21 protein-coding genes are annotated in these 24987 nt (G+C 45.6%); 9 read left to right on the top strand and 12 right to left on the bottom strand.

The features are described from left to right. Positions 1-115: 115 nt before the first annotated feature. Entirely contained in the window at positions 116-1549 is a 1434-nt protein-coding gene (locus AC27G9_RS09315; protein WP_487073365.1) for an alpha-amylase family protein, read from the bottom strand. A gap of 748 nt (positions 1550-2297) precedes the next feature. Here AC27G9_RS09315 and AC27G9_RS09310 point away from each other — a divergent pair. The 3 genes from AC27G9_RS09310 to AC27G9_RS09300 all read left to right on the top strand — a co-directional run bounded on the left by AC27G9_RS09310 (position 2298) and on the right by AC27G9_RS09300 (position 6717). Next, the gene (locus tag AC27G9_RS09310) at positions 2298-4226 is read left to right on the top strand and encodes an alkaline phosphatase PhoX (protein ID WP_487073363.1); all 1929 of its coding nucleotides are present in this window, start codon (positions 2298-2300) and stop codon (positions 4224-4226) included. A 74-nt stretch (positions 4227-4300) separates the two neighbouring features. Beyond that, positions 4301-6013, top strand: coding sequence for a hypothetical protein (locus AC27G9_RS09305; protein ID WP_487073361.1), 1713 nt, complete (start codon positions 4301-4303; stop codon positions 6011-6013). Next, a complete protein-coding gene (locus AC27G9_RS09300) occupies positions 6013-6717 on the top strand; it encodes a hypothetical protein (RefSeq protein WP_487073359.1) in 705 nt (234 codons plus the stop codon). Before AC27G9_RS09305 ends, AC27G9_RS09300 begins: the two co-directional genes overlap by 1 nt. Positions 6718-6728: 11 nt before the next feature. Here the strand turns inward: AC27G9_RS09300 and AC27G9_RS09295 are convergent, their stop codons facing one another. The 3 genes from AC27G9_RS09295 to AC27G9_RS09285 form a co-directional block, all read right to left on the bottom strand. Beyond that, positions 6729-7508 (bottom strand): transglutaminase-like domain-containing protein, encoded by a 780-nt coding sequence (locus AC27G9_RS09295; RefSeq protein WP_487073357.1) that lies wholly within the window; start codon positions 7506-7508, stop codon positions 6729-6731. Beyond that, on the bottom strand, positions 7505-8740 hold the full coding sequence (locus AC27G9_RS09290; protein WP_487073355.1) for a hypothetical protein: 1236 nt from the start codon (positions 8738-8740) through the stop codon (positions 7505-7507). The genes AC27G9_RS09295 and AC27G9_RS09290 overlap by 4 nt, the downstream gene beginning before the upstream one ends. 123 nt (positions 8741-8863) lie before the next feature. Next, a complete protein-coding gene (locus AC27G9_RS09285; protein ID WP_487073353.1) occupies positions 8864-10627 on the bottom strand; it encodes a sensor domain-containing diguanylate cyclase in 1764 nt (587 codons plus the stop codon). Positions 10628-10916: 289 nt separating this feature from the next. On the opposite strand from AC27G9_RS09285, the gene AC27G9_RS09280 reads away from it, so the two are divergent. Together AC27G9_RS09280 and AC27G9_RS09275 are read left to right on the top strand one after the other, a co-directional pair. Then, positions 10917-11321, top strand: a complete 405-nt coding sequence (locus AC27G9_RS09280; protein ID WP_487073351.1) for an ACT domain-containing protein — start codon at positions 10917-10919, stop codon at positions 11319-11321. A gap of 16 nt (positions 11322-11337) precedes the next feature. Then, the gene (locus AC27G9_RS09275; protein WP_487073349.1) at positions 11338-11856 is read left to right on the top strand and encodes a RidA family protein; all 519 of its coding nucleotides are present in this window, start codon (positions 11338-11340) and stop codon (positions 11854-11856) included. A 43-nt stretch (positions 11857-11899) separates the two neighbouring features. Here AC27G9_RS09275 and AC27G9_RS09270 read toward each other — a convergent pair whose 3' ends face one another. Further along, on the bottom strand, positions 11900-12961 hold the full coding sequence (locus tag AC27G9_RS09270; protein WP_487073347.1) for a M28 family metallopeptidase: 1062 nt from the start codon (positions 12959-12961) through the stop codon (positions 11900-11902). Between the two features lie 120 nt (positions 12962-13081). After that, the gene (locus AC27G9_RS09265; protein WP_487073345.1) at positions 13082-13783 is read right to left on the bottom strand and encodes a substrate-binding periplasmic protein; all 702 of its coding nucleotides are present in this window, start codon (positions 13781-13783) and stop codon (positions 13082-13084) included. A gap of 207 nt (positions 13784-13990) precedes the next feature. On the opposite strand from AC27G9_RS09265, the gene AC27G9_RS09260 reads away from it, so the two are divergent. Next, entirely contained in the window at positions 13991-14797 is an 807-nt protein-coding gene (locus AC27G9_RS09260; RefSeq protein WP_487073343.1) for a DUF4437 domain-containing protein, read from the top strand. Between the two features lie 43 nt (positions 14798-14840). Here the strand turns inward: AC27G9_RS09260 and AC27G9_RS09255 are convergent, their stop codons facing one another. Then, entirely contained in the window at positions 14841-15599 is a 759-nt protein-coding gene (locus AC27G9_RS09255; RefSeq protein ID WP_487073341.1) for a class I SAM-dependent methyltransferase, read from the bottom strand. A 352-nt stretch (positions 15600-15951) separates the two neighbouring features. Here AC27G9_RS09255 and AC27G9_RS09250 point away from each other — a divergent pair, with 352 nt between their 5' ends. Continuing rightward, positions 15952-16935, top strand: coding sequence for a hypothetical protein (locus tag AC27G9_RS09250; RefSeq protein ID WP_487073339.1), 984 nt, complete (start codon positions 15952-15954; stop codon positions 16933-16935). 30 nt (positions 16936-16965) lie between these two features. Here AC27G9_RS09250 and AC27G9_RS09245 read toward each other — a convergent pair whose 3' ends face one another. The 5 genes from AC27G9_RS09245 to AC27G9_RS09225 form a co-directional block, all read right to left on the bottom strand. Continuing rightward, positions 16966-17853 (bottom strand): LysR substrate-binding domain-containing protein, encoded by an 888-nt coding sequence (locus AC27G9_RS09245; RefSeq protein ID WP_487073337.1) that lies wholly within the window; start codon positions 17851-17853, stop codon positions 16966-16968. A gap of 96 nt (positions 17854-17949) precedes the next feature. Beyond that, entirely contained in the window at positions 17950-19251 is a 1302-nt protein-coding gene (locus AC27G9_RS09240; RefSeq protein WP_487073669.1) for a serine hydrolase domain-containing protein, read from the bottom strand. A gap of 90 nt (positions 19252-19341) precedes the next feature. Then, a complete protein-coding gene (locus AC27G9_RS09235; protein ID WP_487073335.1) occupies positions 19342-20343 on the bottom strand; it encodes a helix-turn-helix domain-containing protein in 1002 nt (333 codons plus the stop codon). A gap of 241 nt (positions 20344-20584) precedes the next feature. Then, positions 20585-22201, bottom strand: a complete 1617-nt coding sequence (locus tag AC27G9_RS09230) for an endonuclease (RefSeq protein ID WP_487073333.1) — start codon at positions 22199-22201, stop codon at positions 20585-20587. Between the two features lie 254 nt (positions 22202-22455). Continuing rightward, positions 22456-22995, bottom strand: a complete 540-nt coding sequence (locus AC27G9_RS09225) for a nuclear transport factor 2 family protein (protein ID WP_487073331.1) — start codon at positions 22993-22995, stop codon at positions 22456-22458. 231 nt (positions 22996-23226) lie between these two features. Between AC27G9_RS09225 and AC27G9_RS09220 the strand changes: the two genes are divergently transcribed. Further along, positions 23227-23658, top strand: coding sequence for a hypothetical protein (locus tag AC27G9_RS09220; protein ID WP_487073329.1), 432 nt, complete (start codon positions 23227-23229; stop codon positions 23656-23658). A gap of 161 nt (positions 23659-23819) precedes the next feature. Next, a complete protein-coding gene (locus AC27G9_RS09215; RefSeq protein WP_487073327.1) occupies positions 23820-24713 on the top strand; it encodes a methyl-accepting chemotaxis protein in 894 nt (297 codons plus the stop codon). The last annotated feature ends 274 nt before the right edge of the window (positions 24714-24987 follow it).

The raw sequence follows: 24987 nt of genomic DNA, 5'->3' as shown, positions 1-24987 counted from the left end.
ATCACATCGTTAACCAGACACTCACCATACAAGGTTTCTAAACGTATCACCAACAATCTCTCTGCCATGAAAACTAAAAAAGGTGGCAAGTGCCACCTTTTTACAAACCGAGTGCCTACTCCATTAACCACATTCTCGCCGTTCGTCCCGGCAAATAAAACTTATGCCATTGGCTAGAGATGTTTTGCACGTCGTTACTTAACGTGTCGCGGTAATTGCGGTACCACCAAAGGTTATGCTCAGCGGTATTCACCCAAATATCTTGGCCACTTCCGCATTTATTGATACCTACGACCCCGACGTGTTCTCGCTTAAACAGCAAGATGCAGTCGTTGTGATTGATGACCTGCATAGAACGGCCTTGCGTGCCATTGTGAAACGCGAGCATGCCTTTGATATCATCACGCTTGTACAAATCAACCCAACGATTGTCTCCACTTTCGTTGTTGTCTGAATACATCAAAGGCACCCCGCCATCTCGGCCAAGAATATAGGCATTGGCGAGATGTTCGTCGGTTGCATCCATCAGCTGATAGCGAAAGCCATCGTTGAGAGGAATATCATGAGTAATACTAAAGGTAATCGCCTTATCACCCGCAAGTGCTTGCCCATAAGCGCCTGGATCGACAAGTTGATTCATTGAACCACCAAATCCGAGTGCAGAGCGAATTTGTGCAAACAACGGGAAGTCGTATGCAGAGTGCCCAGTATCACTCAGATAAGGCGCGAGAAAATTGTCGTGTTCACTTGTTCCGGCGCCGCCAGTCGTAATGATTTCGCCAAATACATGCACGCCCTGTTTGATTGTAGAATCGAACACACTATTAATGTGGTAATTGTTCATGTGTTTGGCAGCATCAACGCGAAAACCTGTTACACCGAAGTCTTTTAAGACCTGTAAGTACGCTTTTTGTTGTGTAATAACCCAGTTATTGGGGTCCAAGTCAGGCAAACCTGGATCCGGTGCTGCGCCGCATAAACGGTTATATTGCACATCCCCTACATCACTGTAATTGCTGATGCATTTGGGCCCACCTTGATCGAAAGTGCCGTGAAAATCACCGCCACCAAACAAACCAAATGTCACATCGCCAAATAGCGTAATGCCATTGTAATAGTTAATATCGCTGGCGTATTCATTCAGTACTTCTGTCCCTGGATAACTGAGGTCTGAACGCTTCCATGCTTCATTGGCCATGTGGTTAAAAACGATATCCGCATAAGTTTCAACGCCTTTTGCTTTCAACGCCGCAACCATTGCTTTGAAGTCATCCGTATCGCCTAGAGGATTGTCGATGACGCGATAGTCTTGTGGTTGATACCTCGCCCACCACTGATCCCCTGTTGACTTGTAAGCCGGTGACACAAGGACCTTTTTGTATCCTAAATCTGCAATTTCCTGCGCTCTCGTTGCGACGTCATCATACTTCCAATTAAAAGCGTGAAGGATAACGTCTGCGCTGGCTTGACTTGCAGAGAGCGCGGCCATTAAACCAAGTGCTGTCGACACCTGCTTAACCAATGTTCTAGTTGCATTATTGTTTTTCATTTTTATATTCCCTTCCAGGTTAGGGTTGGGCCTGAGCCCACAGGAAACATAAAATTTACATTTAAATTTCAAATTTTAAACATGCTGCATACGTATTCATGTTTATTTGAGTTATAGCTTAGACGTTTTAGTTGTTAGCCGTTATACGAAATCAATGCCGCCACCCTTATATATAAGATAAGCGTTAACTAAAAATCAATTGATAGAGATTAGAAAGAAAATCCAATAAAGACAACACAACCGAAACAAACAATTTTAACAAATGAAAATGACAACAATAAAATTAATAAAAGCAAAAAATAAAATCTTAATAAAAATCTAAAAATATCTTTAATTACTCAATCAATAAAATTAAACAAGAATGATTTTCAATAACAATAAGCTTTAATTTCAATCACTTAAATTTCATTTAACCATCAAATCTATTAAAGATCGTCTAGTAATACGTTTAAGATCGACATAAAAAGATCATAAAAAATTCACTAAAACGACTTTCTTATAATTTTATTTTTTTATCTTTCCAGAAAAATCTGGCACGACCACTTCCTCTATATCAAGCCATACTTAGCATGTAATACAAATGCCATATTGCTGTAAGAAAAAATAATCATTAATGAAATTTAAGCGTCACCATTTTGTAAAAATTAATTTTCAGACTATTGCCGCCTCCGAATAACGATAACGCAGCGTGGAGGCACCTCAATAATGTTCATCGAATATAAGCATAATCTAAAATTAGGAATGAGTGATGTCTATCATGGTTAATAATTCGTTCAAAATGTCAGCAATGGCTATGGCATTGATCTTCGCACTTACAGGCTGTAACGGAGACGATGGTGCAACTGGCCCTGCTGGCCCTCAAGGTGAAGCAGGTGCTGACGGCGCAGCAGGTGCAGATGGAGCTCCTGGCGCAGACGGCGCTCCAGGTGCGCCAGGCGACAGCGGTGTCGTTCAACCGGCAGGCTTGGTGCGTTTAGCGACAGTACCAACGGGGGCAGAAGTCACTGGCGCATTTGTCACTGAATCTGGCGACCTATTCTTCAACTTCCAACACCCTGATGAAGTCAACGACGAAGCAGATGCCCAAGGCAAAGTGCACAACCGTGGCGGCGTTGGCGTTGTCGAAGGTGTCAATATCAACAATATTCCTAAGAACGCTATCTCTACGCCAATTCCTGTTTCAGATGAAGAGCGTGAAACAGTACAAGTAGCTTATGGTGAATACAAAATCCTTGGCCAGTATGGCGATGATTTCGATGGTAACTTGAGCAATGGCTTGGGTCGCGTTGTTGGTGCAAATGGCCTACAAGAGTCATTCTCTATCGCAGAAGGCTGGCCGGACTTCAACGGCTATGTATCAACAGGTGCAAATGAAGGCTACTTGTTCACAAACTGGGAATACTTCCCAGGTGGCATGAGCCGAATGAAACTAGAGAAAGACCCGCAAACTGGTGTTTGGAATGTCGATAACACTGACGTCACTATGCTGGATTTCGGTTTGTATGGCACTGTTGCTAACTGCTTCGGTTCAGTAACACCTTGGAATACGCCGCTAACCTCTGAAGAATGGGGTAACAACGGCGATGCGACATGGTCGTGGAACAACCCCGCTGATACAGACAATGCGTCTCGCGAAGAGCTTGCAAAGTTCATCAACGCCGGAGCAACAGATTCATCTGAAGGTACCATTTACCCAAATACATACCGCTATCACTACATCGTCGAAATCACGGATCCTGCTGGCACAGCAACGCCAGTGAAACGCTTTGCACTTGGTCGCTATGAGCACGAGAACGCGGTAGTCATGCCTGACCAACGCACCGTTTACCTTTCACAAGACAGCACAAACGGCGTGTTCTACAAATTTGTTGCCGACACAGCGGGTGATCTTAGCTCAGGTACATTGTACGCCGCTAAGTTGACTCAAGATGCAGGCAGCACAGAACCCGCAACAACGGGCTTTGATATTCAGTGGATTGAATTAGCCAGTGGTGATGAATCCACTATCGAAGGTTGGATTGCTGATTTCGATAGCGTTGACGGTGATGATTATGTCGACGGCCGCAGCAGCTACATGACTGACGCCGATGCTATCGCTTGGGCGGCAGGTGACGCGACATATGGTACTGCAGATACTCAATCTCAAGCTGCAGTGGATGCCGGCTACGAAGGTGCAGAAACTTACCCGGGTGCGACCACGGCTGGACAAGCAATGGATGACCGAATCGCTTTCCTAGAGTCACGCAAGGCCGCTCGCGCAAAAGGAGCAACCGCAGAATGGCGCAAGTTTGAAGGTATCAACATCAACACGAACCGCGCTCAATCATTGGTTGAAGATGGTGACGCCAACACTACTGCTTATGTTTATTTCGCTATCTCTGATATCGACCGTGGCATGATCGATGGAGTTGGTGATATCCAACTTAATGATCGCGTTAAAGACTGTGGTGGTGTATACCGCATGGCGCTCGAGGATAACTATGATGTCAGCCGAATTGAGCCAGTTATCATGGGTGCAGCAGAGCGTAATGTAGAAGGTATCGAAGAATGTGACGCGAACGGACTGTCACAACCGGACAACGTGGTTGTCCTTGAAGATGGACGCATTCTCATCGGTGAAGATGGCGGTCAAGCTAACAACACCTTGTGGATGTATGACCCTTCTGTAAACGACTAATGTTCGAATAATCAGAAGCAAGGGCCACAGTCGACTGTGGCCCTTATTACGTTGTAATAAGAAAGAGAAAGATCATGGGCCACTTCTACAAAACACTGACTATCGCCACTAGCATTGCATTTATTCTGAGTGCATGCAGCCAAGACACTCGCGAACCAACATCGACGCAAGATGAGGTTACAGCGACATTGAATCAACTGAACGACACCAAAACGATTGATGGCGTAGTTCCCGTCTCAGCCATGACATGGCTCGAATCCGGACAAGTTTACAATAAAGAAGCCCCTATTCCGCCTCAGTGCTACACCAAAACAAACCAAACAAACAACCCTTGTTATGTCTGTCATCAAAGCTACCATGACGATCCTGCTCGTCCAAACAAGCTCAATGATGGCTTCCAACAAGGCAGCTACGCCTTTTCAGATTTGGGCGAAACCAATAGCTGGCGCAATTTGTTTAAAGACCGCACAGAAGCAATTTCTGCCATTTCTGATGCGACAATCCTTGAGTACATTAATCAAGATAATTACACCCCATTTATCGATAAGCTAAAACAGTCTGACTGGTCTGGCGTCATTCCTGAAGTCAAAAATTTACATCTTGGCGCCGCTGCTTTTGATCAACACGGCATGGCGAAGGACGGTTCCGGTTGGGTAGCATTCAACTATAAACCTATGCCCAGTACGTTTTGGCCAACCAATGGCTCAACTGATGATGTAATGATTCGCTTACCCGATGCCTTTCAACAGATCGCCGGCAAATACAGCAAAGATATTTACTACGCCAATCTGGCATTGGTAGAAATGGCCATTGCCGATACCCAACGCACGACCACAATTCCCCTTGATGAAACGGCAATAGGGTATGATGTCAACCAAGACGGTCAGCTTGATCAAAATGTGTATGAAGTCGTCCGCCATAATAACTACTTAGGCGACGCCGCCGCTACGCCTCTTGTATCTATGCTTTACCCAGAAGGCACCGCGTTTTTACATACCGTACGTTATGTAAATACTGACGAGGACGGCAACATTAGTGTGGCCCCTCGTATGAAAGAAGTTCGTTACATGGCAAAGAAAAAGTTTTTGACCATGGGAGAGCTCAAAGGTCGCTATTACCTAGAGCGCAAAGAAAAACACTTTGAAAAACTGCCTTACGTCAATGATTTCGGCGATGAAGGTGTCAGTAATAAACACGGTTGGACGCTTTTAGGTTTTATCGAAGATGCTGATGGCGAGTTGCGCCAACAGAATCATGAAGAACAATTTTTCTGTACCGGGTGCCATAAGAGTATTGGCTCTATTATCGATGAAACGTTTAGTTTCCCTCGTAAAGTCGCGGGGGTAAAAGGCTGGGGTTACATCGATATCAAATCCATTACCGATGTGCCAAACATTGGCGAAGAAGATGGCGAATTTCTTACCTATTTGAAACGCGTTGGTGGTGGCGACGAATTCCGGCAGAACGCGGAAATGTTATCTCGTTGGTTCAATTCAGACGGCAGTGTCAACGAGCAAAAAGTCAAAGCACTGGATAGTATATATCCATTGATTACGCCATCGCGACAACGAGCACTAGACTTAAATAAAGCCTACCTGACAATCGTAAAAGAGCAGAGCTACATCTATGGCAGAGATGCGACACTAGTTGAAGCGTCAAATGTATTAGAAAGTATTGACGAAGCGCAGCCGCCACTACTTCCACAGCACATTCACCAATGGGACATTCGCTTAAATTGGTCGACACGCGGTGGGAATGTCGTTGTATCAAACTCGAGAGCACAGTAATGGCTTTTAGTGTCACTGAGTTTATCGTTGCCAGTGCCTTAATGGGGCTGGCCATCGGCGTCGATGTCGCGCTGGCCACTATGGCTCGGGCGCGTCATTTGCAGGTGACACGAAGCGCTCCTTTTTGGATCGCGGGTGTCAGTGCCACGCACACCCTGTTCCCTATGTTGGGTTACGGTTTAGCGTATATGAGTGTGCAAATCCATCCATTGATGTCTCCGTTTGTCGGCATCGTCGCTTTCGCCTGCATAGCGCTGTTTCTACGCGGCGAGCTTATTGCGTACAGTGGGCCAGACGAAACCGATAATGATAGTAACCACTTACTTGTAACGTCAGCTATTATTTTAGCGGTCAGTTGGGATGCGCTATGGTCTGGCCCAGCCAAATCGGCTCAAGTTATTGGATGGCCAAACAGCGCTGTTTGGAGCTCCTTTTTACTGGTAGGTGTATTAGTGTTCGCGATGGCGGTGGCAAGCTATCAAGGCGCACTGAAATGGAGAAAGTTCGCTGATGAGAATGGGCGCTCGGTTCATTTGAGTTTGTGGGTACAGTACTCCGTAATAGGTTACTTTGGCCTATTAGCGTTAACCAAATATACTCTGAGCCTCTCCATCCCATGGTGGGTTGTTCTAGCAGCTTCAGCGACAGCGGTGGGTTTATTCATGCTGACAGCGAATAGACGAGCAATGCGATTGGCTATCTAAGCCAATCGGCTTCACTCGAGATTACGAAGCGCTTCTATACGTCTGGGCATCAGCAATGCTTGACTCACCATTGCAAAGCCAAACCCTGGATCTTCACGTGTAATTGCGCCTTGGGGGAAATAAAAGGTTTTAGGTGCCGACGAACCGTGTAACGCCGCATCAACAATATGCCATTCATCCTCTAACCACACCTCTGTCCAAGCATGGCCATAAGCACCAACGACACCGTCAAACTCAGTGATAACTGAACCCAAGACTACCCGTGCTGGCAGCCCTTTAGCTCGAGCAAGCGCAGCCACTAACACCGAGTATTCGGTACAGTCGCCGCTCTTATTTTGAGCCGTCAATGACGCAATATTGAAACCGTGGACATACGTTGGTTCAGTAATATAGTCTGCGACGTACCCTTCGATGCGGTTGAGGAAAGAGGCGTCACGGTCCCCCGTTTCAAAATCGTTGATAAACGCTTGAACCGCATCCTCTTCATAATCGATAACAAAACTTGATTGTGTATGAGCAAAGTCAGGTTCTCCGCGGTATTTCGGCTGTTGAGACATCACCACTTTCAACTTGTTTTCGCCCACCACAGTCACGCTAATCTCAGGCCATTTCGCCAATGCGTTTAACATGCCTTCGACGTTGTCTGTTGGTATGATAAAGCTGATTTTATTGGCCAAGGGCAACGAATGCCCATGAGCCAAAGCAATATCAATCTCGTGCATGGCTTTGGTATTGTCTGCCAATACCTGACTGCAAATACACAGTGCCACCAACGCCATCAAGTTTCTCATGGTAGTTTTGGAACGCCTCTTACGTGGACAAGTTCTAGGTTCATTTTCAATGGGCCTTGTTCAAGCAAAGCGCGCTCGATAATACCGTTTTCAGCCACCTTGAAACGCATCTTCACCGGGCCCATATCCACCAGCATATTGACTTGAGGATCGTCGTGTATTTTCGTCATCGTCACTTTCAACGCGGTTACTGGGTCCGCTTCAGAGGACCACATGTAATACTCGGCAGATTCTGCGTCAGATTCCATCAAGGCTTTCGTTTTGATATAGCTACCAAAGCCAGACAGTAACCAACCGTCGTATTGAAGTTCAGACTCAACGGCTTTGCCTTGTAGTTCACCTTGGACAAACCATTTGTCGTCTTTTACTTGAATAGCGAAGTTGGAACCCAAAGTGGAGTTTTCGACCGCGTACTCATTGGCATTAATCAAAGAGCCATCTGGGCTACTCCACGAATTCGATACCGAATCACTACTCGCCATCTCGTTGGCACTAACGGGAATCAAGTAAGACGAATCGTTAACAATTCCTACATCACCATCTTGATCAACCGTGTAAATCTCACGGCTAAAACCTATAGGCATGCCATTGAACGACACTTGATATACAGGTTCGAAAAAGCCAGCTTTATTCTCGTTGTTCTGGAATCCGCTTAAGTAGTTTGTGAAAACAGATTTAAACGTTTCTCTATAGCCTACCTCATTGTGTATGCAGATGTGCAAACCTTGCTCTGTAGTCGCCGACATCCCTTTAACCACACCAATGGTCTTGTTTTTCTCATTTTCTAGTATGTAAAGCCTGTCTTCCAATATGTAGGGTGAATTGCCTATCATTCCGGTATCAAGAGCAAAATTAAACTGATTGTTCAACTTCATCTGATTCACTACAGCGGACTGGTTGACGCCTTCTTGAACAATGGCGTGCAGTGAATTAGCCGTGCCATCGTATTCGGTAAAAGAGTAACATTCGATCGCTGTCCCCGTGCCGATATCAATCGTGTGATACCAATAGGTAGGATCGTCTGTGTTGTGATTTTGCACCTTGCCCGGCAACATTAAATTTAGGCCAAACGCTGCAAAAGGAACGGGGCGACTTTCCCCTAGCTCTTTTTCTTGCACTAATGATTTACTAAACCACTCAGGTAATTGGTTGGGGTCGATAAAATCTGTGGCAAGCGTGGAAAACGAAAGTGAAGACAGCGCAATTGATGCGCTTAGGAATCGATGTTTCATACTTAATCTGTCCTTGAGTGTAGTGGGTACAACGCAGATTACACCCTACTTTTTTGCTTGAGGGTAAATCAAATCAAAACACTTTCCAACTGCCTTTTAGCACTGGCAAGGGTCACGTTGTCGTTAGATAGCCTGAGGTTGCAGCTTAGCGTTGTACACTCTGACTTGGTTTCGGCCACTATTTTTAGCGCTGTACAAGGCTTGGTCTGCGTGAGATATCATCTTTTCGATTTGTAAGCTCGACACTGGCTCATTATCGAATTTCGCGCTATGCGTACCCGCAACGCCTAAACTCGCAGTAATGAAAACCTCTTCGCCCTCGAAACTGAAAATGGGATCACTTTCTACTGCTTTGCGCAGCCTTTCAGCGTAAAACCTAGCTTGCTCTCTGTCGGTATCAGGCAAGAGCAAAATGAATTCCTCTCCGCCCCACCGAGCGCTGATGTCGGTTTTCCTCATCGTTTGATAAATTCGGCTAGCAACTTCTCGAATCACAACATCGCCTTTGGCGTGTCCGAAGGTATCATTGATAACTTTAAACTTATCGATATCAATCAACACTACCGAGACATCGTGATTATATTGAATCATTTCGCTCCATACAGCATCGGCTTTGTCTCTAAAACCTCGGCGGTTTTTCAAAGAGGTTAGCTCGTCCGTACGCGCGTCAAACTCTGCAACTTCCTTGCCCCGCTGTACCATTCTAAAGCGATACGCCAAAACCACGGCGAGTAACAGCGCCTCAACTGCCATTCCCACTTCTATTAACTTAAAGGTTACGTCGTTATACGGCACCAAACCGGCTACCGAAGCCGTAGAAATACAGATACAAATTGCCGCAGTCACTGATGATATAAAGAAGAACTTAGCGAGTTTTACTCTCGCTTTTAACGCTTTGTAACCCAATAGAATAAATAACCAAGCGAAACTGGTATTGAGCAAAAATGCGAGCACCATAGAGAACATCAGGCTGTTAATGGCTGCACCAAGTAACATCCCAACTGGAATACTATTGGCAATCCACATGGTGGCTTTGTCTAATCTCGGCGCATAATCCTTTGTTTTCAGTAACACACGGGCAAAATGCAACCCAAACACGCTGTACGTTACCATCAGCGAGATATCGACCCAGTCTTGAAAATACGGTCCAAAGTCTGGTGTGAAAACGGCGTGAATTTGCCCTGTGTAAGACAAACTATTGGCAACAAAACCAAACAAGTAAGCCGCGTACAAGCCAAATTCGGGTAAACGAATGAGTAGGTAAAGTACGAGATTGTAGATTGCTAACGCGAGCATAATACCGTACAAAATACCGTACTCGTAACCTTGGCGAATATCTCGACCTATCGCGTCTTCAACTTTGGCCAACCGAATCGGAATCGCCATAGGGCCGGCTGATTCAACGCGAAAATAAACCTCAGTTGTGCCCTTTTCGAACACCCAGTCAAAGGCAAAGTAACGGTATTGCATTGGGCGTTGTTCAAATGCCATGGCATCGCCGCCCGACACAACTTGAACCACCGAGCCGTTTTTAACCACAAACGCATCGACGTAATCTAACCAAGGTGTCTCAACTGAAAAACGGTAGGCCTGGTTACTACCCTGAATATTTTGAATAGTGGTTTTCAGCCATACGGGCTTGACACCCAGCCCCAATGAGATGGCGTCACTTGAACTGTCTTTTACCAAACCACTTTGAAACCGTTCCCTGGCTTGGGCGATAGATAAACGCGTACCATCTTCCTGAAAATATTGGAGATCCTTGCCAATCATACTGGCGCGATGGGTTTGAAGCTCAACAATATCGTCGGCATATGCAACGCTGCCAAAACATGAAATGAGGGTAATTAAAAAGGCCAGCCAGAAAGGCATATTACGAATATTCACGTCGAGTACTCAGAACAGATAAATCGGCGGGTAAGATGTTTATTGTTTTTCGTTTTAACATCGTGTTTCGGCTCAATACAGATGGTCTTATTTTAATTGAATGTCCTTATTGGTCTCCCAATACGCAATCCATCGGTATTCGGTTTATTGTCGAGATTATTTGCGGTGTTGGCAACAAAAAACTGTGAAAAATTCGAATAAAAGCCTCTGCATTTTACGATTCATGTGGCAAATTCGACTCGCTGAGTGCTATCGTTTGCGCTATCCAACCCAAGATGGAGTTTACAACGTGAGTGGTGAGACAGACCTCAATACCCTTCTTGCATCTATGCAGCCAACCTTAATCCCTGACGAATATGTTTTCGCAAGCTTTGCGAATGCCCAATACGGTGAATATACGCAGCTATCGCCAATAGCGATGTTTATGGAATCAGAAGGCATGACGCTAGTGATTCCAAAAGACAAAGCAGAAGACCACAACATTGCTTTTGATTCTGTTTTTCGATGCATCACACTCACGGTGCACTCGAGCCTAGACGCCGTTGGTTTAACTGCCGCATTTGCCAATAAACTCAAGGACTACAATATCAGCGCGAATGTGATTGCGGGCTATTATCACGACCATATTTTTGTGCAGCAAGACAAGGCGCAACAAGCGATTGCTGCACTTGCCACTTTTCAAACGTCACAATAAGAGCCGAGGTTTTACGATGAAGATATACCGATTAATTCCGTTACTGTTTTTATTTACTTTGAGCGCACTCGCTTCACCCGACGACAACGCCAAGTCTTTGGGCCTTGTTTTCAAACCTAAACCTCAGCCGAGTGCAACCTTTGTATACGCAGTACGCAGTGGCAACCTACTCTTTATCTCTGGCCATATATCAGTCACACCACAAGGCAAAATCATTAAAGGTAAACTGGGTAAGGATCTCACCACCACTCAGGGCAATGAAGCTGCAAAAATGGCAGGTATTGAAGTACTAGCCACTATTGTCGAACAACTAGGTTCATTGAACGCCGTAGAACGAATAGTCAAAGTGACTGGAATGGTGAATGCCAGCCCGGAATTCACCGAGCACAGCCAAGTTATCAACGGTTTTTCCGACCTAATGGTAGAGGTGTTTGGTGACAAAGGGCAACATGCGCGGGCTGCGGTGGGAATGAGTTCTTTGCCAGCCAACGCTGCGGTGGAAGTCGAAATGATTCTCGAAATCAAACCCCAATAACACTTAGCGCCCCGTGCTCGTTTTACTCACGGGGCTAAGCGTATCAGTTTAAATAGGTATCCGCATTTTCGACAAACTCGGTTAGCACCTTTACGTTTTGTGATAGCTGCTTAGTGAGCCTTCCTGGCATTACAGCTTGGAGTGCATCAACACGGTCAAACTGCGTGTGCCAAATCATGCCCCATTTAAACTCTTTTTTGCGTTCGCAAGCAGAGGATTGTTGCTTATCGTAGCAATTCCAAAGCTCAGGTGTAGTGGTTTGTGAATAGCCATCTTTGCCTTGACGGCCATCAATATCAAAGTTAGTCGCTTCGAGGTACGCAATAGGAACGCCAGCACAAGCAAAGGGTGCATGATCAGACCAACTGCCGGTTACCCCTTCTGGATACTCATCATTGGCCGGGTGCAAAAGGTGCGCTTCAGCGCCAAAGTGTTTAACTGATACCGACCTTAGCGCATCTCTTACCACAGTCTCAGAATTGAAAGTAACATTTGGCACAGATTGACAATCATATGGCGTGGTATGGGCGCTGTGTACATACAATTTATCGCCGCCAATAATCGTATCCAAGTTGATCATGGCAATAGCCTTGTCACGGTCATCAAATTCATGTTTTACATAAGCTTTTGCACCTTGCAAGCCGACCTCTTCTGCACCAAAAGCGATTAACCTTACTGAATACGGTAAAGGCTTTTTTGCAATCTTAGCAGATAAGGCCAATAACGCCGCCATCCCCGAGGCGTTGTCAATCGCGCCGAGTGAACCAAATTTTTCACCGGTTGAATCGTAATGCGCACCGACGATAATAATTTCCGGGCGTTCACCTTTGATATCGATGATTAAATTCTGTGACGTTAAGGTGTTTCCCCGCAACTCGAAATCAAAGGATTGCTTCTCAACATCAAAGCCCAATGATTGCCATTGTTGTTCAATCCATTTCGCCGCGACACGCTCTTTGTCTGAACCGGCGGGCCTTGCCCCAATGCCATTTTCTTCAACGGTGAGAGAGGTAAAGTAGTCCCAAACTGATGGGGCGGACTGTGCGATGACAGACGAGCTAAAAGTGGTTGCTACTAACAACATAGGTGTGACTAACGTTTTCATGCGATTCCAATTGCGAACTGATGTGACTGATTGCACGGTCATTTTATGTTGTGAGAAGTAAAACACAAATGGATCTGAGGCAAAACAACGCGATAGGCCATTTTCAAAGACTAGCAAACACTAATGAAGGTCTGAGGAACTCAAAAATTCATCGACGTCTCTGATTAGCTCTTCTGCCCCAGGGTAGGTTTTAGCCACTTTAAAGTAAAGCTCATATCGAGCAAGAGAAGCATGCTCCACCCCTGAAATATTGAATTTCTCAATCGTTTCTTCTGCAATTTCTTTGTAGCCCAACAGATAGAAATTGCGTTGGGTCATCAATTGGTCGAAACCGTCTTCATGATCGATGGCAAATCGCGTATGCCGACTGCCTCTAGCGAGGTGTTCATAGCGCCCACCGTATGAGTAACTAGAAATCAATATGATATTCTGCCCTTGTAAGGCATCAAATTGCTGGACTGGCGTTGTCCCCTTTCTCCAATAAGCCTCCAGCTTCATGGTAAACAATGGCGTGTTTGAAATGAAAGAGATGTCTTGCTTGATTCTAGACTGTTTGAGACCAGCCCACACATCGACATTACCCGCTTCAATAAACTGGACTAACCTGCGGTGCGGCAGGTGAATGAACTCTATCTCCATATCTATCGCTGACATAATCTCCTTGAAACGTTCAATGAGTTTGCCTTTGGGCTGTCGTTCCTGGTTTTGATAGGCATAGGGAGGTACATCAATAAATGCAATACGCACGGTTTGCTTGGCATCTACCGTCACCGACAAAAGCATTGTCACTAGACACAACAAGACTCTCGACCTTATATACATGATTTACCTTTCATTGGCGCCTACGAACAAAGACAGTAAATCTAAGACTACCACCTCTTTTGACGTGGTCAAAATTCGCACACACCTTTGGCTTTTCACACGAACAAGCGATTATCAATTTTTCCTATATAGAGATTCCACAATTAACGCATTTTAGACTGTTACTCACCGCGCTATCGTTACGTGTTTATCAACATAGGAGTCCACATGAAATTCATCAGTAAAATGGCATTGCTGCTATGCACGTTGAGCATATCCACTTTCGTCGCCTCAAACGACCAACAATCAGCAGTGCAAGTAACGCTATCTGAAGAAGTAAATTGGGGTTATCTCAATCCACTTCGAGGCGATAAAAGCCCAGGCGCTGCGAATTTATGGGGAGACAGAACCCAAGATACCGCCACGGGTATGCTAGTAAGGTTCAAGCAAGGCTTTGCTTCGCCACCGCACATCCACAATATCAGTTATCGCGGTATCGTTATTCTAGGGCAGATGCACAATGCAGATCCCAATGCCGAGTTCCAATGGATGCCGACGGGATCATTTTGGACCCAGCCCGCCGGCGACAATCACATCACAGCGGCCAATGGCGAGCACAATTTGATTTATCTCGAAATCGATCACGGCCCCTACTTGGTCAAGCCCACGCAACAGCAGTTTGACAACGGCGAAGCGCCACTGAATTGGCATATCGATGACATGAATTGGCAAGTTCTCGATAAAGGCATCTCACCGAAGGTCTTCACTTCACGGCTTTGGGGCACGTCATCTGTGGGTGAATCCAATGGCACACTGATAAAACTGCCACCACACTTTAGCGGTGTAGTGACGAATCAAACTGACGATATTAAAGCGGTAGTAATCTCTGGTATGTTGACGCTACCTTCAAAGCAATCACTCACACCTGGCAGTTTTGTTAATATCGATAAAAAGGCATTGCTTGCATTTCACAACGAGCAACCTTCACTGCTTTACATCAGAACAAGCGGTAAGTTTTCACTAAAATCGAAATAAACAAAAAAGCGAGCCTCAGCTCGCTTTTTTATATCAGAAGGTGTTACTCAGGCTTTTTGAATTTTAACGTAAAACGGTCAGTATTACCGCGGACTGATTTTGCGCCAACTTCGTAGCGAAGCTCGTCATCCTCGCGGTAGTGAAGGCGAGAGTAATCGACCAATTCAAAACCCGCATCGAGGATTTCTTTGATGGCTAAAACCGGGTCAATACGGCGGCGATTTGACGGTGTATCGGGTTCCATGTGTCGCTTAGTATGATCAACAACAGCATAGATACCACCTGGCTTTAACGCATCAAAAGCCGCTTTATTCATCGCTTTGCGACCCACTTCATTGAAGTTGTGGTAGTTCCTGAACGTCAACACCATATCTGCGTCGCTAACACCAAGGGAATCTAAGGCCAGAGAATAGAAGCGGTCACCCTCTTCGCGCCACAGCTTTGCATCCTCGGCAACGATATTCATTTTTTCAAATTCATCACCCAAACGCTCTTTGACGCGTCCCGTACCGATCGCTGCGTAATATTCTCCGTGATCTTCCACAACTGGATATAGAATTTTTGTGTACCAGCCACCACCGGGGATCAGTTCGACAACTTTCATATCGCTCTCCAACCCAAAGAACGCTAATGTTTCAAGAGGTCGGCGGTTGCTGTCTCGCTCTTTTTCCGCTTCAGTGCGGATATCAGACGACATGGCTTTTTTAATTTGATCTTCTACATCGTGTTCACCATCGCCATGAGCAAATACTGGGCCCGAAATTAGCGCCAGTGCGGCAATAGAAAGTGTGATTTTTTTCATTTTCTGTCCTGTTCCGAAGAATATTCTTATTGTTCAAAACCCGCAGGGTAAGCGGCTTTAAAGTCGTAGTTTATTTTGAGTGATGCTGACAGCAACGGTTAAAACGCAACTCGAACTGCGATTAGTGACATCTAGAACTCATCTAACAGATGATAAAACACTTACTCTTGGGATTGCAGGTTTTATCCTGCATTTTATCGCTTGCCTATGATGGCTCATCGACAGTGCACAAAAAAGTATGAGTGACGTCGCGACCAATCATTACAAATTTATACAGTTTACTGTGTGACCTGCGCGACGTTTCAGGAGTATGCTGAGTTCAATCAGGAAAACTCACCCTTATGGAGTAGGTATGCGCACAACCGTTCTCATTCCCTTTTTATTACTGAGCCCATTGTTTGCAATGGCGCAAGACTCACAAGTGGAAGATGTGAAAGCAAAATGGGAAACACTCTCAAAAAGTAAAGCAAACGATTATGTTGCCAAAACCCTAAGTGCAACTTCGCTCGACAAACCGTTAGTGAAATGGCTGCTCCAGCAAGATGCAGACCGAATAGAAGACCTTGCCGACGACGGCGTCGATGATTACCCAAAATCAGCGCAGCTATGGTATTTGCGCGGGCGCATTCACGCGATTCAAGCGCAAAATAGTGTATTTTCCGCCTTGTCTCATGCCAAAGATTCCCTAGCCTCGTTCGAAACCGCTGCCACTTTACAACCCAGTGAAATGGTCTATCAGAACGGCTTACTCGGCTTTTATCAAGGCGCCCCAAGTATTGCCGGGGGCGATACGCAAAAAGCGATTACCGTTGCCAAAAAAATGATCGAAATCAACCCGAGAGAGGGCTATTACGCCTTGATTTCTCTGGGTTACAACAAGGCGCTGCCCGACACTGAAATGTGGCTCAATCAAGCCAAAAGTGCCCTTGGCGATATGCCCGAGTTTCCCTATATCGAAGGTATAAACTTTCAGCAAGCAGAGCAATATGACGAAGCGCGACAAGCATTCCAAAACGCCGTCGCATCGCAGCAAAACGATGAAGAGAGCGAAAAGTTTAAAATGCTCGCGCTGTATCAAATAGGTAGAAATGCCGTACTAGAAGGTCAATATTCAGAAGCGTCGCAACAAGCTCTGGAGCGTTATATCTCGGCTTCGCCAGAACAAGAAGACATGCCGGAATTGAGTTGGGCTCGCCTACGCTTGGCGCAAATTCACACCTTTAACAAAAACAAAGCCGAAGCCGAGATCCTTTTGGCCTCGATTGATTCAAACGAAGACGAGCGCTTACAAGACGAAATAAAAACAATGAAAAAGCGCCTGAAGAAAATGAAGTAAAAGCCCTTCATTATCGCTAGTCTAGCTCGGTTAACGGGTATGAGATTTGGCCATAGAGACAAATGCATCAATTTGTTTGTTGGCCAAGTCTCGAGTTCGTCTTGCGATGAATATCTGTTTTTCAATTCCATTTTGGCCAAGGGGCTTCGCGGTAATACCGAATTCAGTCCTGTGCTCCTCCACCAGCCAATCGGGTAAAACAGCAACACCTCGCCCAGCCGCCACCATCTGTAGCATGATTTCAGTTGTCTCAATGGTTTTGTGTCCTCCAACCCCCTGATTCGCTGGCGTAAGAAAATAGTTAAACACGTCAAGGCGACTTTTCTCTACTGGGTAGGTGAGCAATACTTGATCACAGAGATCTTTAGGCTCTACCCATGGTTTCGTTGCTAAATGGTGATTGTCGGGCATTACAAGGACCTGTTGATATTCAAAGACAGGCTCGTAATCCAACCCGTCTTTAAACAGTGGGTCTGGTGTAATTAGGACATCAACTTCACAATTGAACAACGCGGCCAACCCGCCAAATTGGAATTCCTTAAGCACATCCACATCGACATTGGGGTAGGCTTTAAGAAACGGAGCCACTATCTTTAGTAACCACTGGAAACAAGGGTAACACTCCATACCGATTTGCAGTCGTCCCATCTCTCCTTTGGCATGAGCGTCGAGCAATGATTCCATTTGCTCAAACTGTGGTAACACTCGCTTTGCAAAACGCAGTAAATCCTCGCCTGCATCGGTCAGTGAAACACCTCGACCTTGGCGCTCCCAAATTGCCACCTCGTGTCGCGCCTCAATACGCTTCATGCCGTGACTCATTGCGGATTGCGTAATACATAGCTCATCCGCCGCTTTTGTCACTGTGCCATGACGCGCAATGGCCTCAACAATCAATAAGTCGTTTCTGTCCAACATGGCTATGAAATCTATTCATGTAAAAATAGGAAAATATCATTATTTTTCATTATTCGCACTGCAAGATGAACGATTGAGAGTACTTTTTGATTTGGTCTACTTATCGGGCGTTGTGATCAGCGATATTGAGTTATCAACTTTCTCATCTGCGGTTTCGAATTGGTGTAAGAAAGCTTGGGCGATGGGTTTAGCAACCTGGGCAAAATCTGCGAAGCGTTCAGTTTTGGCATTCATGTTCACTGCGATCACCATGCCTTTTTCCACAATCACCATCAACCAGCTTTGTGCACCTCGGGATACACCACCATGATGCGCGACGGTAAGTTTGCCAAAGGGTTCTCCAAAGTCTTGCTCGTAAACTCGCCATCCGATGGCATAGCCTTGCTCATTTTCCTCTCCATTGTTTAAACGCTGTGGTGTCCAAAACTGCTCTCTAATACCAGGCGCAATAAAATTAGAGTCTACGAAACCTAACCCCAACCTCACCAAATCAGACGAGGTTGAGACAAACCCGCCTCCAGCCAGTCTGTGGCTCAAGTCCACTTTACGCCACTCTCTCACCTCTCTTTTTGTTTCATCTTGCCGCCAATAAAAATCAACGATTTCGCTAGCGTCACTCGTCTCACTGTGTCGTTCACTCGTTAGTGTTTGTTGCATATTGAGTGGAGCGAATACATATTGGGTCATTAGTGCTTGAAAACGCTGGCCACCGCGCTCTTGTAACACGGCGCTAAGCAGCACGGTTCCGAAGCTGGAATAACTAAAATCTTCACCTGGTGAGAACAGCATATCGCTTTGGTCAAACAAGGTCACAGCATCGTTCACATCACTATAATGACGGTTTAAGGCGATACTCTGGTACAAACCTAAACGCTCTGTATTCTCTTTGTAGTGAGGCAGTCCTGCCATATGAGACGCTAACTGCCGCGGAGTTATATCACGCCAATTTGGGTTAAGTTCGCCGAGTGCTAGCTCTCCCACTTTTGCATCTAACTCGACTTTGCCGTCTTGTAACATCCGCGCTAACAAGGTTGAGGTCAATGCTTTGGACGTACTGCCTATCCGCAGTTGCGAATTCACCGTCATTGGCCGTTGCTCTTCGATGTCAGCCCAACCTACGGCACCAGCCCAAACCAAGTCGCCATCAACGCCCACTGCCGCGGTGAGGCCCGGAGTATTAATTTTCCACTGATGCAATGCCATTGCTTCTATGGCTTGCTTCCCCGCCTCTTTGTAAAGATCGCGATAGACTTCACTGGCTTTTGGAGATAGTTCAGGGATTGTTAGTGTGCCCCCGGTCAAAAATGGCACTGCACCACGATGCGCATAGAACTGATACACAGGCCTCGTGACATAAAACACCAATAATGCCAACAGTAAAAATAGTAGTAGTAGCACCTTTTTCAAAATAATTCCTCATTGCTAAAGTTGGCAATAAAGTATTGAAAATAGGTTATTTATGTCTTCTCAAAATTGAGAAAAACCTGCTCATTTTTGAAATTGAGCACGATACTGAGTTGGTGTCAGTCCTTTATTGGCCTTGAATACCCGATTGAAAGAAGCAATGGAACTGAACCCTGAATCAAGAGCTAACGTCAGTATGGGCAAATTTTGATGTTCACGACATTTCAGTAATTGACAGACTCGTTCAATCCGATAGCCATTAATAAACTGAGAGAAGTTATCAAACCCAAGCTCTTGATTGATTGTTGCTCGCAGCTGATAGGGCGGTACGTTAAGTACGTCAGCTAAGTCGTCCACTTTTAATTCATGTTGGATAAAGATGCCCTGCTCAAGGGCTTCGATAACTCGAGTGGCCAACTCGCTCTGCACCGCCGGCGACCCATGCGATGAATTAGCGGGTTCATCCTCGAAATTTGCGGTGGTCGTGTTTGCTTGTTTACTCGCATTGCCGAGATACACTCGATTTCCAGCAATAAACACGACAATGGTCATGATCACGGCATGTCCCAGACTGAATGCCGTATTGTCTCTTAGTTCGCTACTGAGTAGTTCCAATACGATCAAAAAACTCATATACACAGACAAACACGCCACACTGACACGTCTGAGTTGGCGAGTTCGCTCTACCAAATCATCGGCGTACCCCTGTATGCTATCGCCAATAATGAATAATAAAACGACTAACCCCACCCAGTGGTTATATTGGTGAAAGGCGCCATTGCCGTTGAAGTAAAGGAAAAACACTGCCAGCCATGTTAACCATACCGTTGAGATTGCCTTCCACACGCTTGGTAGTACCTCCCACAATGTGCATCTGTGTATGTAATACCAGTAGACATTAAGCAACGCATAAGCAGTTAGGTCGGTAAATAAGAGTAGAGGCGGACGCCACCAGCCGTAGTCTTCATTCGCTATCGGCATGGTTAACAGCACATAGGATGCTAAGCAAACCAGCAGCAGTGCTTTCGATAGGGTAACTATAGGTGTTTGGTTCACTCTGGGGACAAAACACAAAAACAATAACACGCCCGCCGCCGCACTTCGCAGTAGGCAATCAAGAACTTGTATTGGTGTTAAAGAGATGATGTGCTCCATTCGTAAAGTGTATGGGACACGCTTGAACAGGTAAACGCTTATTTCACATCAGCCTTGGTTTTTGGATTCACTCGAAAAAGGGGCCATGTGGCCCCTTGTCTTCTTACCCTTTGCGTACGTTAAAAAAAACGCACGCCTTTTGTGCCCGGTTAGCACCACTAATGTGAGTAAATTAGTTGCCCCAAATTGCCGTAGCAAATTCTGGATGGTCAACAAATGGGTTGCGGTTGCCTTGGTAGGTCTGTGCCGCTTCATTTCTGTCGCGCTCTTTTTGGCTTACAGGGTCTTGCTGATGCCAGCGCAATAACAAAGTGACAACCCAAGGTTCGAACGCCTGGTTAGCTGTGCCATTTAGAACGGCGTTACCGTAGGTGGAATTGTTTTCCCAGCCTGCTATTTGATTTTGATAACGCGTTGCCATGTAGAAGTAAGCGCGTGCAATATCGCCCTTAAATTCATCGATTGGCTCGAATACCGTACCTGAATACCCAAGTCCTGAAGCCGCACTCCCTAGCTTTGAACCATTGTTCGAAGTAAACGTTGCGCTACCCACTTCGCCATAAGGGAAACTACTACGACGCGCGTTGACAAAGCCATCTGTCGGGAACACGTGATGCACATCGGTATTCATTGGGTCCACATCACCACCAAACCATGAGCGAGGTAGAGAATGTTCGCGATTGTAGCATCCACCCTCAGCGCGATAGGTGCCACATTGGTCAGTGACGGCAGTGAAGTTATACGAGTCATCACCAGCAGGGTTTTCAGAGTAGATGTCTAAAATACTGCCATCATTCTCGTAGTAGGTATCTCGCTCATTTTGCGAGTAGAAGGTCCACAAGTCGCCATAAGTTCGGGTTGTATGGCCACTGATTATTGAGGCGAGTTCGGTTTTCAAAGCGTAACCGGTAAGGCCCTGGGCACTCGAATAGTACTCACCCAGCTGACCGCCTGTACCACCGCCGTTGTTACCCAAAGTGAAGTTGGTTGACTCAGTTCGACCGAACTGACCGCCAGATGCCACTTGGTTCCCAGCAAAAGTTAAGCTGTAGCTACCACTTCCAAAGCTGCAGCAAATACCGTCACCGTAGCTGTCGTCAATTGTGAAGGTGTAGTCACCATCGCTGAGACACATATCAATATCGTTGGTAGTGTTGCTCGAATAACCACTACCAGACTCAACTGTCGTGCCATTTTGGGTGATACGCCAACTGGTCTCACTGCCATAGTTATCGGTAATCAGTCGCAATGTTCCCTCTGTGCCTGAACACCCATTGCTACCACCTGATGATCCCGAACGAGGAAGGAAATCGTCAACATAAACCAGCTCTTGACCGTCGAAACCCGAGCGGTCGTAAAAACGCAGCCCCACTTCGATTGACGCATTACTGGTCGCTGTAAACGAATGGGTCAACTGTTGCCATTGGCCAGTTTGTGACTCATTCGAGTAACCTTGATAGCCATTGACGTACAGTCTTGCCGACATATTACCTTCGGTATGATACACCCACACACTGAAGTTGTAGGTTTGACCGCTAACCACATCAACTGATTGACGCAAATCAGTGGAGCCTTGGCTCCCTGTGGTCACGTTTACCGCCGCGCTGCGACTCCCCTGACGAACAAACTGGGTCGATGGCGATAGTGAAATTCCACTGTCGATTGTGGTCCATCCCGTAGGGTTGTTCCCAGACCACTGTTCAAAATCACCGTTTGTCACGTTACTTAATGCACTTGGAAGGTAAAGTAACCCACCTACCAAACTTGCTACTTTTATTATTGATTTCATTATTTTTATTGTTCCTTCGCGTTAACCGGGCGCAAAAAGGAACAAGAGCATAAAACGCATTTATGTCTATTACGTTAGTTTTTTATACAATTTTTGCATATGAAATAAGCAACACGTTCTTTTTGATGCATGGCCTGTCCCACTGTGAAAACGCTTACTGTCTTATAGCGTAAGCGGTTGAGGCCAATCGAAATGTTTTGAGGCGCGCACCATCTCTATTGCTTTATTCTGACTATAGACTTGGGCAATGCGTTCTAATCTAAGCTCGCTGCAAACTGATTGAAGAACGCATCGGAGTGATATTGGTCACCAGAAAAATTCTGTACCCGTTTAATCTTACCGTCTTCAATTTGGTACAAAAGCACCCAGTTAATATCGATATTCTGTCCCTCAGTATTGCTGTAGCCCCGATGAGCATCAATCACGTAGGTATCGTTCGCTGCCAAAATCATCACTTCAGCGTTAAAACCAGCTTTCCCTAACAATGCAAAGAACGCCGTAAACTCATCTATGCCTCGTTTAGTGCCAGCTAGCTTGTGTCGGCCCGGAATATGCCACTCCACGTCGTCCGAGACAAATTGTCGCATGCCATCTAGGTCGCCGTTTCCGTATGCAGTAAAAAAGCCTTGAACCACTTTTAACGCTGGGCTGTCTTGAGAGCCCGCGGCAACTGGATTTGCTGGCTTCGGCCATAGTGCCGCTCGATTGATGTCGATACTATCGCTCCCCCCATTATTCGCCTGTGCCAATGTTGCGACGAAAAAGACTATCGCGCCTATTACTAAATGTTTCATCCTACTTTCCCCATTGATTTATGAACAGTGAGGTTAGGATAGCCCAGCTTATTGTTAAAAATTAGACACGATTAACTACAAATATAATTAGGAAAAAACTAACAAACAAAAACAGAATAAAAATTTTGAATAGTTAGCTGCCGAAATCCGGTTTATTGGAAGAACCCTAGTAATGTAGGCGATGGTAGAAAAAATATTCTACAATCTGAAAAACCTGAAAACGGAGAAACTATGCAATTTGAATTCTTTACCTCAGTGATGACGCCGGGTATTGCACTTTTGATTCTATCCACCACCATGAGGCTGGGTAATGTGCGCCTCGCACTTACCGAACTCGCTAAAATCCCTCACTGTGATTTAGAAAACAAATTGAGCTATCAGCTCTTTACCAGCCGCGCCGCGTTTCTTTGTAAAGGCTTGCGTTTACTCAATGTCTCTATGCTATTGCTGATCATCAGTGCGGTGGGCAAATTGATGATTCACGATGTCTCTATGTACGTAGATTATGGCATTAAAGTCATAGACCTTGTTTTCTTTGCGATCTTATTTCTGTCTGTCTACAACTTGTTTAAAGAGTCTCAATTGACCGGTCGCTCTATCATTGCGCACACGGCAGATATTCAGCTCACCCACAGTCAAACCCAACCAAAATCAGATCAGTAGAGAATTGCTCGGGCAATTTTGTCTGACAAATCCCGAATTCTCTGATTAAAATAGTCTACAATTTAGTGTGGCTCGTCACCGGGCACACTAGAAAGTTTTAACATACACAAAGACTTGCGTTAATCTAAGGTCATAGACACAGAGTAAATTGGGGTTACATTATGTTTGGCTGGTTCAATAACGATCAAAACGACGATGGCATGGAAAAAATTAGCCCGCAGGAGCTTCAGACATTGCGGGATAAAGCGCAAAGGCTTGATGACATAATGTCGGGGAACGCGAGTCGACTTGCCCAACAACTTAACGATAGCGCGACTCGTGTTAATGACGCATCGAAGCGCCGAATCAATGAGATTGAAAGTAGTTGCGACATGGTAACGGCATTTGTCGAACACGCAGCGACCATCCAAGCCAAGACGGAAGAAACCGAAACCAGAGCCAGCACCAACGCTAAAATCAGTGCCGACTGCACGCAACAACTTGATGTGTTAACCGAAAACATTATGAGTTCTATGACCTATTTACAGCAGTTTTCTGAAATGCTGGGTAGCCTCGAAGAATCGAGCCAAAAAATTGATCAATTTCTCGAGTCGATCAAAGGCATCGCAGACCAAACCAATCTGCTCGCCCTCAACGCCGCTATCGAAGCCGCACGGGCCGGCGATCACGGCCGCGGATTTGCAGTGGTTGCCGATGAAGTGCGCAGCTTGGCGAATACCTCAAGTGAAAGTGCCGAGCGTATTGAGAATGAGATGAAACGCATAATCGAGATTTCATCCAGCATTATCGAGAAACAAAAAGATGTAAATGATGTGATTGACGGCTGTGCAAACACGGCTCAAGAAACGCAAAATCAACTCAGGGAACTGAGTGACAAAGCCAGTTACAACGTAGAATCTATGCAGGTCACGCTCTCGGAAATCAGCTCTCAAATGCGCGACTCTGATTCTATTAAAATGAGCATGCATCAAATATTAGAAGATACCCGAGCAGCAGTGGAAGGTTCCGGGCAAAATATCCAGTTGAGTGCCGAACTCATCCAAAGCCTCAAGTAAAAAAAGCCCGAGCATTGGCTCGGGCACAACTCAAACAACAAACGTCAACACGTTTAAGCGTTTTTAAAAAGTGAGCATCCTTGCTCATCTTTGAGGAAAATAAAGCACTGTGAAGCGTATTATTCCATCAACCCAACAAATCATCACACAAGGTGCGCTGTAGAACCCGTTAATGCGTCTAGGTGATTCAAGGTTAAAAGAATTCGCTCCAAAAGACTGTGAACAAATGTAATTAAATGCAATTGTGTGCAATCAAAAAAAAACGAACCGATTT

The organism is Alteromonas sp. 5NS40-0096, from assembly GCF_057544385.1.
The sequence above is the reverse complement of the archived record's forward strand: the minus strand, read 5'-3'. Positions and strand labels throughout refer to the sequence as shown.

Excerpts from the sequence above, each read along its gene's own strand:
- AC27G9_RS09295 (WP_487073357.1), bottom strand. The coding sequence starts at position 7,508 with ATGAGAAACTTGATGGCGTTGGTGGCACTGTGTATTTGCAGTCAGGTA.
- AC27G9_RS09230 (WP_487073333.1), bottom strand. The coding sequence starts at position 22,201 with ATGAAATCAATAATAAAAGTAGCAAGTTTGGTAGGTGGGTTACTTTAC.
- AC27G9_RS09260 (WP_487073343.1), top strand. The coding sequence starts at position 13,991 with ATGAAATTCATCAGTAAAATGGCATTGCTGCTATGCACGTTGAGCATA.
- AC27G9_RS09265 (WP_487073345.1), bottom strand. The coding sequence starts at position 13,783 with ATGTATATAAGGTCGAGAGTCTTGTTGTGTCTAGTGACAATGCTTTTG.
- AC27G9_RS09310 (WP_487073363.1), top strand. The coding sequence starts at position 2,298 with ATGTCTATCATGGTTAATAATTCGTTCAAAATGTCAGCAATGGCTATG.
- AC27G9_RS09290 (WP_487073355.1), bottom strand. The coding sequence starts at position 8,740 with ATGAAACATCGATTCCTAAGCGCATCAATTGCGCTGTCTTCACTTTCG.
- AC27G9_RS09220 (WP_487073329.1), top strand. The coding sequence starts at position 23,227 with ATGCAATTTGAATTCTTTACCTCAGTGATGACGCCGGGTATTGCACTT.
- AC27G9_RS09305 (WP_487073361.1), top strand. The coding sequence starts at position 4,301 with ATGGGCCACTTCTACAAAACACTGACTATCGCCACTAGCATTGCATTT.
- AC27G9_RS09250 (WP_487073339.1), top strand. The coding sequence starts at position 15,952 with ATGCGCACAACCGTTCTCATTCCCTTTTTATTACTGAGCCCATTGTTT.
- AC27G9_RS09255 (WP_487073341.1), bottom strand. The coding sequence starts at position 15,599 with ATGAAAAAAATCACACTTTCTATTGCCGCACTGGCGCTAATTTCGGGC.
- AC27G9_RS09315 (WP_487073365.1), bottom strand. The coding sequence starts at position 1,549 with ATGAAAAACAATAATGCAACTAGAACATTGGTTAAGCAGGTGTCGACA.
- AC27G9_RS09275 (WP_487073349.1), top strand. The coding sequence starts at position 11,338 with ATGAAGATATACCGATTAATTCCGTTACTGTTTTTATTTACTTTGAGC.
- AC27G9_RS09270 (WP_487073347.1), bottom strand. The coding sequence starts at position 12,961 with ATGAAAACGTTAGTCACACCTATGTTGTTAGTAGCAACCACTTTTAGC.
- AC27G9_RS09245 (WP_487073337.1), bottom strand. The coding sequence starts at position 17,853 with ATGTTGGACAGAAACGACTTATTGATTGTTGAGGCCATTGCGCGTCAT.
- AC27G9_RS09300 (WP_487073359.1), top strand. The coding sequence starts at position 6,013 with ATGGCTTTTAGTGTCACTGAGTTTATCGTTGCCAGTGCCTTAATGGGG.
- AC27G9_RS09215 (WP_487073327.1), top strand. The coding sequence starts at position 23,820 with ATGTTTGGCTGGTTCAATAACGATCAAAACGACGATGGCATGGAAAAA.
- AC27G9_RS09225 (WP_487073331.1), bottom strand. The coding sequence starts at position 22,995 with ATGAAACATTTAGTAATAGGCGCGATAGTCTTTTTCGTCGCAACATTG.